The sequence below is a fragment of the Parabacteroides sp. AM58-2XD genome (assembly GCF_003463685.1).
Taxonomy (GTDB): domain Bacteria; phylum Bacteroidota; class Bacteroidia; order Bacteroidales; family Tannerellaceae; genus Parabacteroides; species Parabacteroides segnis.
Genome location: NZ_QSDP01000003.1, coordinates 103,006 through 110,112 on the forward strand (window position 1 = coordinate 103,006; position 7,107 = coordinate 110,112).

6 protein-coding genes and 1 pseudogene are annotated in these 7,107 nt (G+C 50.7%); all 7 read right to left on the minus strand.

Going from position 1 to position 7,107, the window contains the following annotated elements; genetic code table 11:
* Positions 1–26 precede the first annotated feature (26 nt).
* Positions 27–1,247, minus strand: coding sequence for an ABC transporter permease (locus tag DXA15_RS01635; protein WP_128132900.1), 1,221 nt, complete (start codon positions 1,245–1,247; stop codon positions 27–29).
* A 2-nt stretch (positions 1,248–1,249) separates the two neighbouring features.
* Positions 1,250–1,989: pseudogene (locus DXA15_RS01640) on the minus strand (ABC transporter ATP-binding protein).
* A 144-nt stretch (positions 1,990–2,133) separates the two neighbouring features.
* Positions 2,134–3,345: an efflux RND transporter periplasmic adaptor subunit gene (locus DXA15_RS01645; RefSeq protein WP_128132901.1), complete on the minus strand. Its 1,212-nt coding sequence runs from the start codon at positions 3,343–3,345 to the stop codon at positions 2,134–2,136.
* Positions 3,346–3,380: 35 nt separating this feature from the next.
* Positions 3,381–4,736, minus strand: a complete 1,356-nt coding sequence (locus DXA15_RS01650; RefSeq protein WP_128132902.1) for a TolC family protein — start codon at positions 4,734–4,736, stop codon at positions 3,381–3,383.
* A 289-nt stretch (positions 4,737–5,025) separates the two neighbouring features.
* The gene (locus DXA15_RS01655; RefSeq protein ID WP_128132903.1) at positions 5,026–5,661 is read right to left on the minus strand and encodes a hypothetical protein; all 636 of its coding nucleotides are present in this window, start codon (positions 5,659–5,661) and stop codon (positions 5,026–5,028) included.
* 28 nt (positions 5,662–5,689) lie between these two features.
* Positions 5,690–6,475, minus strand: a complete 786-nt coding sequence (locus DXA15_RS01660; protein ID WP_128132904.1) for a DUF1080 domain-containing protein — start codon at positions 6,473–6,475, stop codon at positions 5,690–5,692.
* A gap of 91 nt (positions 6,476–6,566) precedes the next feature.
* Positions 6,567–7,031 carry a preQ(1) synthase gene (queF, locus tag DXA15_RS01665; protein ID WP_128132905.1) on the minus strand — a complete coding sequence of 155 codons (465 nt, stop codon included), beginning with the start codon at positions 7,029–7,031 and terminating at the stop codon, positions 6,567–6,569.
* Between the last annotated feature and the right edge of the window lie 76 nt (positions 7,032–7,107).

Sequence of the window (7,107 nt, forward strand, 5' to 3'; positions counted from 1 at the left end):
TGCAAAACTGGATGCTCATCCGTTTTTTATTCGTAACGAATCGCCTCGATCGGGTCGAGTTGGGCCGCTTTCTTGGCCGGATACCATCCGAAGAAGACCCCGGTAACGGTACAGACGGCGAACGAAAGCACTACGCTCCACGGTTGTATGTAAATCGGGAAGTGTGCCACCGCGTTCACCACCAGGGCCGCGCCTACACCGAGCACCACGCCGATTAATCCGCCGGTCACACTGATCAGGATGGATTCAATCAGAAACTGTGCCAGGATGTCGATGCCCTTGGCGCCGATGCTCATACGCAGACCGATTTCGCGGGTACGCTCCGTGACGCTGACGTACATGATATTCATAATCCCGATGCCTCCAACGAGTAGCGAAATACCGGCCACAGCCGCCAACAGCACGGTCATCATGTCCGTAGTGCTTGTCAACATCGTGCTCAACTCCTGTTGACTACGGATGGTAAAATTATCATCGTCACTTTCCTTCAACTTATGGTTGCGGCGCAGTATTTCAGTTATCTCGTCAATGGCCTGGTCGGTATATTCCTCTTTGAGGGCCGAACAGGTGATGCCTTGCAGATGGGTGATGGCCAGGACCTTTTTCTGAATAGTTGTGTATGGAGCTAAGATTAGGTCGTCCTGGTCCATTCCCATGCTGTTGTATCCTTTGCTCTCCAGCACACCAACGATGCGGAAGGGCAGTTTTTGAAAACGAATGACTTTTCCCACGGGATTTTCGCCACCCGTGAAAAGGTTGTCGACGACCGTCTTGCCGACTACGCAGACTTTGGCGGCAGTCTGGATGTCCTGTTCGGTGAACATGTCACCGTCGCCCACCTTGTAACGGCGGATTTCCAGATAGTCCGGGCTGATACCGTAGACGGTGGTCGGGGCGTTGTTGGCGCCGTAGATGGCTTGTCCGCTGCTGTTGACCGACGGTGAAACGGCAGAGATGTAGCGGGTCTCGTCGACGATATTCTGGTAGTCTTCCAGCTTCAGCGTCTCCATGGCGGAGGCATCCTGACGGACACCGCCGCGGACGTCTGCGCCGGGATGTATCATAATCATATTGGAACCCATCTCGCTGATCTGGGCCTGAATGCTCCGTTTGGAACCTTGTCCGATGGCCAGCATCGTAATTACGGAGGCTACGCCGATGATGATGCCGAGCATCGTCAGGAATCCGCGCAACTTGTTGTTGGCAAGGGCACGGAGGGCTATTTTTATGAGGTTTGTTCCGTTCATAATCAATCGTCATTTTTCGGCAATTTGGCTAATGCCTCTGCCGCATTTTGTATGTTGTTGTTCACTGTATCTGCAGTGACATGCCCGTCGCGCAGGGTGATGTTACGGCTGCTGTATTGGGCAATCTCCGGATTGTGTGTTACGAAGATGATGGTACGTCCTTCGGCATGGAGTTTCTGGAAAAGTACCAGTATCTCGAACGAGGTACGTGTGTCCAGGTTTCCCGTCGCTTCGTCGGCGAGGATAACTGCCGGGTCGTTCACCAGGGCACGGGCGATGGCGACGCGCTGCATCTGTCCGCCGGACATCTGGTTACTCTTGTGCATCAGGCGGTCGCCCAGCCTACGGCCACCAGTGCCTCTACGGCTTTCTCGTGGCGGGCGGCGGCGCTGAAAGAGGGATTGTACATCAGGGGGAGTTCCACGTTTTCAACGGCTGTCGTTTTGGGCAGCAGGTTGTAGCTCTGAAATACGAATCCGATTTTGCGGTTGCGCAGCGTGGCACGGGCGTTTTTCCCCATGGTGCGGACTGAGACGCCGTCGAGATAGTATTCGCCGCTGGTCGGTGTGTCGAGGCATCCCAACGTGTTCAGCAGCGTACTTTTTCCCGAGCCGGAGGTCCCCATGATGGTCACGAATTCGCCTTCATGTATCGTGAAGCTGACACCCCGCAGGGCGTGGACGATTTCGTCGCCGACATGGAAGTCACGCTTGATATTATCTAATTTAATAATCTCTTTCATTGTTCGTTCTGTTGTTTAATTCTGACACCTCCCCTGCTCCCTCTCAAGAGGGGAAGAGTTACTATTTGTTGTTAGAAAACAGGTAGTGTCGGGAGTTTCCTTTCCCCTCTTGGGAGGGGCAGGGGTGTGTTACAGTTTACAATATCACTTCTTCTTATTCCCTCCCGGAGGTCCCGGCATGAACGGGCTCTTTTCGGCAGTTTCAGCCATTGGGACGGGAGCGTCGGAAGCCAGGTCTACGGCTATTTCTTCGCCTTCGGTCAGTCCTTCGGTCACTTCAATCATATTGCCGCTGGTAGAACCGACGGTGATGGCTTTCGGAGTCAGCTGTTGTCCTTGTTTTACCCAGATGATGCGTTTGCCGGCGGGAGCTTCCTGCGCACTGTTTTCGGCGGTGTAGCCGGTGCCCAGCAATAACTCTTCTTCAGGGACGAAACGCAATGATTTGGTCGGCACTGTCAACACGTTTTCGCGTTCAAGCGTATAGATGGTGACGTTGGCTGTCAGACGCGGTTTCAGCTTCAGGTCGGGGTTGTCGGCCGAAATGACCACCTCGTATGTGACGACCGTCGAAGTGGATGAGGTGCTACTACTGCTGCTTTCGCTGTCTCCCAGGCGGATTTGCATTACCTGGCCTTCGAACACGTCGTTCGGATAAGCGTCGACGGTGAAGCTGACGCGCTGTCCGTTTTCTACGTTGCCTATATCGGCTTCATCGACATCGGCGATTACCTGCATCTTCGTCAGGTCGGCGGCGATGGTGAACAGGGTCGGGGTTTCGAAGCCGGCGGCAACGGTCTGTCCTTCTTCAACGGCGCGGTTGATAACGACACCGTCTATCGGGCTGGTGATGGTCGCGTATTCCAGGTTGCGGTTTACCTTCACCATCGAGGCCTGGTTCTGTTCGTAAGCAGCTTTGGCCTTTTCGTAGTTGTAGGTGGCCGTTTCGTAATCGGCGTCGCTGATTAGCTTCTTGTCGAAAAGGACTTTGCTACGGGCATAGTTCTTTTGCTGGTATTCGTATTCGGTCTTGCTGCTAGCCAGCTGGGCCTGGGCGGAAGCGAGTTCGGCTTTCAGGTTGACCTTATCCATTTCTGCGATTAGCTGGCCGGCTTTCACTACGTCGTTGTAGTCGGCATATAACTTGTCGATGATGCCGGATACTTGTGTACCGACTTCGACTTCGGTCACCGGTTCGACTGTTCCGGTTGCCGTTACTGTGTTTGAGATGGAGCTGCGGCCTACTTTGGCTGTCTCGAGCCGGATGCCGCCTTTCGACGTTTTACCTGTGAAGAACCAGATTCCTCCGGCTACGACCAGCACGCCTGCTATACCGATAATAAGTTTCTTGTTCATATCTTTATCTGTTTTATTTTTTCTTTACTGGAAATTTAGAGCAGGTCGATTTCTTCTCCCTGGTAGAATCGCAGCAGACCTGCATTCAGGATTGCTGTGTATTTGGCCTGGAGCGTTTCCTGTTGTGCGCTCAGCAGGTTGTTCTTTTCCGTGAGCAGTTCCACGGTGTTCTTCATGCCCAGGTTGAACTGTTCGCTGACAAGGGCGTAGCTGGCCTGTGTGCTTTTCAGTTTCTGGGTGGCGGCTACGTATTGCTGCTGTGCGCTGTTGGCACTGAGCCAGAGGCTTTCGATGGTTTTGTAAAGCGTTTTCTGGTTGTCCATCAGGTCCAGTTCGCTGGTCTGACGTTGCAGTTTGGCTTTATTGACAGCACTTTTGGTCTGCCGCTTGTCGAAGATGGGGATGCTCAGGGTCAGCCCTATCGAGTTGTTCCAGTTCTGTTTCACCTGTTCGCTGAAACTGAAGTCGTTGGCGTTGGCATTGGTCGTACCGATGCCGGCGCTGAGGCTCAGGCTCGGAATGTATCCGGCACGGGTAATCTTGATATTCATGTCGGCGGCTTCTATATTCAGCTTTCCCGATTCGATCTCGGGGCGCAGGTTGAGGGCGGTCTGATAGACGTCATCCTTGGTAGGGAGCGGAATCAGCACGCTGCTGTCGTCGAGTTGCGGCAGGAAAAGATCCATTTCGAAGTCGCCGTCGAGTTCCAGAAGTTGCTTGAGTTGCAGCTTGTAGTTTTGCAGGGTTGTTTGCGAAGTGACCAGCTGGTAGTTGTCGTTGCTGACCTGTGCTTCCAGTTGGGCGAGGTCGCTGGAGGCGATGCTTCCGGCGTTGAACAGTTCCTGTCCGCGTTCGAACTCTTTCTGGCTTACTTCCAGTGTCGATTCATTCACCTTCACGGCTTCGGCGGAATAAAGTATCTGCACGTAAAGCTGGGTGATGTTTTCCTCGATGGAGTTTTCGCTCTCGTCGACGGTGAGTTCGGCTATGCGGCTGTTCAGTTGCTGTTGTTTGAGCGTGTTCACCCGTTTGCTACCGTTGTACACGGTCCAGCTTGCGTCGATGCCGTAGCTTCCGTTGTACGAGGTTTTGCTTTCGCTGGTGGTGATGTTGTCGCCGCTGATGATAGTGCCGCTCGCACTGTTCGGACGGTTCACAATACGCTGGCTGATATTACCGCTCAGGGAGGGGAGGAAATCCGCTTTTGCCGTCTTTACATCTTCCTGGGTACTTTCGACGTTGATGCGGTTTCGACGAATAGTGATATTATGCTCCAGTGCATAATCTATACAATTACGAAGCGTCCATTGCTTCGGCATGTCGTCCTCTGCTTTCATCCCGGCGGGCAGGAGAAGCAGGCAAGAGAGGATTATTAGAGATACTTGTTTCATAATGCTTTCGTTTTGCGACCTAAACATTCTTTTTACCTTGTTACGGAAGCAAAACTACTTTACATTAAAAAACTATACAATCAGAATAGAAATAGGGCAGTGGTTCATAGACGAATACGGGAATTTCACCGATAAACAGGAAAGGGCTGTTGTTAATAACAATGGTATATAAAGTTTGTAGATAGTACACAGATGACGCAGATTGAGCAGATGACCACAGTTTATATTATTTAAAATATATTATCTGCGGCTATCTGCTCAATCTGCGTGCTATCGTGTGACTGAAATCTCAGATTTCGTATCGCTCGAGAGAAACGGTTGTTTTGCCACCGGATTTCCGGATGAATATCTTTTTGTCATATTCATCGTCATCCGAGTAGATATGTGTGCCGTTGTATTTCCAGGAAACGATTTTCCCCCAGTACTTTCCTCCGATAACGCCCTTGTCTGTGTATTTATAGGTGATTTCCATTTTATCGGTATCGCCGTTTACATAGATAGGGAACGTATAAGTACTTTGTCTTTCATCTCCGTAAGCGCTCACCGTGCAGTAATGGAGCTGTTCTTCCGAATCATAAAGTATCCAGTTGTGATTGCCGTTGTAGCGGATGGTGTTGCTTTCGACATCGCGGATGTTGTCGTAAGTACGTTCGAGCGGATTGTCCAGCTCTTCGCTCCACGAGACAGGGAAGGTTTTCAGGTCGCTCGGGTTGATGAGGTCGTTTCCCTTTTCATCTATATAATAGAATCGTAAAGTGTTTCCTCTTGAAAAGAAGTTTCCCTCCGGTATATTGTTATACCATACTTCTTCGTTGTCTTCTTCCTCATCTCCGTCTTTGCCGTTTAATAAATAGTTGTTGCAGCCGGAAAGGACGGTCGCACAAAGGAACAGCAGCCATATACCGAATAGGTTATTTGTTTTCATCGTATATAAACACTTTACTTATTGATTCTTATAACTCTCTCAACCAGATATTCCGGAAGCTGATCGGTTCGCTCGGGTCGCCGTGGCTTTGCAGGATAATCGGGCCGGCTCCGTGGGGTACGACTTTCGGGAAGCCGATATATTCGGTTGTTCCGAGGATGGTCGTGTTGTTCTGCAAAACGATGCCGTTCTGGATAACGGTGATGCTGGGGGGAACGCGATAGGTTCCGTCTTCTTTGAAAATCGGGGCGGTGTAGATGATGTCGTATACATTCCATTCGCCCGGTTTACGCATGGCGTTTGCCAATGGCGGTGTCTGTTTGTAGATACTGCCGGTCTGGCCGTTCACGTATGTTTCGTTGTTGTAGCAGTCGAGTATCTGAACTTCGTAGAGGCCTTGCATGAAGATACCGCTGTTGCCCCGTCCCTGGCTGGTTCCGGTGATATTCTCAGGAACGCACCATTCGATATGTAGCTGGTAGTTGTTGAATTTCTGTTTGGTCTGGATATCACCGGTCTTTTTATTGACTGTAAATACGCCGTCGTGAACGGTCCATTGGGCCGGTTGGCCGTTGGTGCTTTCCCAAGCGGAGAGGTCTTTGCCGTCAAACAGGACGATGGCATCCGACGGAGCGGAATTTGTTTTGATATCTCCCGGAGTTACAATCTTGGGTTGAGGCGTCCAGTACTCCGACATGCCCGGAGTCATCTTTTCCGGTTGCGGATACTCTTTTTGCTGTGCGCTCAGATTTACGCAGGCGGTGCAGGCCATAACAGCCAGTGTAGCCTTGATAGTGAAATTTCTATTCCTCATGGTCTAAATAATTATGTAGGTTTACAATTAAGTGATTGCAAATCTACATAATTATTTGCCACGTTGTAGCATCTGCTATCGGAAAATACTTTTATGCGTTATGGCTGAAGAGGCGTTGTTCGGCCAGTTGCTCGTATTTGGTACCCGGCCGGCCGTAGTTGCAGTACGGATAGATGCTGATGCCGCCGCGAGGGGTAAAGATACCCGTCACTTCGATATATTTCGGGTCCATCAGCTTGATAAGGTCTTTCATGATGATGTTGACACAGTCTTCATGGAAGGCTCCGTGGCTGCGGAAGCTGAAGAGGTATAATTTCAGGCTCTTGCTTTCCACCATCTTCACATCGGGTATGTAGTCGATATGGATAGTCGCAAAATCGGGCTGTCCGGTGATGGGGCAGAGGCTGGTGAATTCGGGGCAGTTGAAACGTACCCAGTAGTCATTGCCTTGATGCTTGTTGGTAAATGCTTCCAGCACCTCCGGGGCATAATCTTGTTTATATTCGGTAGAACCGCCCAGAAGGTGCAGTTCGTTTTCATTCTTTCTTGTATCCATAATATAATTGTATTGTGTTCAGTTATTGTCAAAAGTGAATGAATGTAGCGTCGTTGGTAGGTGCGGTTCGCGAACC

Bases quoted from the DNA above. Each gene is read 5' to 3' on its own strand.
- DXA15_RS01655 (WP_128132903.1), bottom strand. From the start codon at position 5,661: ATGAAAACAAATAACCTATTCGGTATATGGCTGCTGTTCCTTTGTGCG.
- DXA15_RS01645 (WP_128132901.1), bottom strand. From the start codon at position 3,345: ATGAACAAGAAACTTATTATCGGTATAGCAGGCGTGCTGGTCGTAGCC.
- DXA15_RS01650 (WP_128132902.1), bottom strand. From the start codon at position 4,736: ATGAAACAAGTATCTCTAATAATCCTCTCTTGCCTGCTTCTCCTGCCC.
- queF (WP_128132905.1), bottom strand. From the start codon at position 7,031: ATGGATACAAGAAAGAATGAAAACGAACTGCACCTTCTGGGCGGTTCT.
- DXA15_RS01660 (WP_128132904.1), bottom strand. From the start codon at position 6,475: ATGAGGAATAGAAATTTCACTATCAAGGCTACACTGGCTGTTATGGCC.
- DXA15_RS01635 (WP_128132900.1), bottom strand. From the start codon at position 1,247: ATGAACGGAACAAACCTCATAAAAATAGCCCTCCGTGCCCTTGCCAAC.